We start from the raw sequence: 1,318 nt of genomic DNA on the forward strand, positions 1-1,318 counted from the left end.
GGGACTGTAAATTAGTTTGTGTCAGAGGTCAAAACAGGATCTAATGAACTAACTACCAAAGGTAAGCCCAATGACCTTTCGACCTGAACTAATCGACGAGTTACTCAAAGACTACCAATGCCCTGACGACTTGATGGGCGGAGAGGGTATCGTCAAGCAACTGACCAAAGCCCTCATCGAACGCTGCTTGAGTGCCGAGTTAACCCATCACCTGGTTGAGGAAAAAGCCGAGCCCGAAGCCGACCGTCCCAAGAATCGCCGCAATGGGACGAGCAAGAAAACGATAAAGGGGGAGTTTGGCGAAGCGGAGATCGGCATTCCTCGCGACCGAAACGGAGCCTTCGAGCCCCAGCTCATCGAGAAAGGCCAGACCCGCTTTACCGGCTTTGATGGCAAGATTCTGTCGCTGTATGCCCGAGGGATGACCACCCGTGATATCCAGGGGCAGTTGCAAGACCTCTATGGGGTCAACGTCTCCCACACCCTAGTCTCAACAGTGACCGAGGCGGTGGAAGCAGAGCGCAAGGCATGGCAAAACCGGAGTCTCGATGCGGTGTACCCAATTGTGTATTTCGATGCCCTGGTGGTCAAAGTGCGCCAGGACGGGCGGGTGATCAATAAGGCTGTCCACTTGGCCTTAGGCGTCAATTTGGCCGGTCGCAAGGAGCTACTGGGGCTGTGGATGACGGAGAATGAATCCTCGAAGTTCTGGCTTTCGGTGCTAACCGAGCTGCAAACTCGAGGGGTGAAAGACATCTTCATCGCCTGCGTGGATGGGCTCACTGGCTTTCCTGAAGCGATTGAAACGGTCTTTCCGCACACACGGGTGCAACTCTGTATCGTCCACTTGGTGCGCAATGCACTGAGCTACGTCTCCTACAAAGACCGCAGAGCGGTTGCATCTGATCTCAAAGCCATCTACAGTGCCGCGACGGCTACTGACGCAGAGGCGGCTCTAATGGACTTTGCAGCGAAATGGGACGCTCGCTATCCCACTATCAGTAAATCCTGGATGGCCCATTGGGAGAGGATTATTCCCTTCTTCAACTTCCCCGATGACATTCGCAAAGCGATTTACACCACCAATGCCATTGAGTCTCTGAATATGACCTTGCGTAAAGTCCTGCGAAACCACCGCTCCTTCCCGACTGACGAGTCTGCCATGAAGGTGATCTATCTGGCGATTGCGAATGTCTCGAAAAAATGGACGATGCCGATTCGTGATTGGAAGGGGGCCTTGAATCGATTTGCCATTGAGTTTGAAGGCAGGTTCCCTATGTAGCAATCCCATATCTGACACAAACTACTTTACAAACCC

At 53.0% G+C, this 1,318-nt stretch carries 1 protein-coding gene; it reads left to right on the forward strand.

The genetic code is table 11. The features are described from left to right. Window positions 1–70 precede the first annotated feature (70 nt). A complete protein-coding gene (locus E1H13_RS26505; protein ID WP_169617955.1) occupies window positions 71–1,282 on the forward strand; it encodes an IS256 family transposase in 1,212 nt (403 codons plus the stop codon). Window positions 1,283–1,318: the final 36 nt, after the last annotated feature.

Source organism: Nodosilinea sp. P-1105 (assembly GCF_012911975.1).
Classification (GTDB): Bacteria; Cyanobacteriota; Cyanobacteriia; order Phormidesmidales; family Phormidesmidaceae; genus Nodosilinea.

What these genes read in the sequence shown, in the direction of transcription:
- E1H13_RS26505 (WP_169617955.1), top strand. Translation starts at nt 71, where the DNA reads ATGACCTTTCGACCTGAACTAATCGACGAGTTACTCAAAGACTACCAA.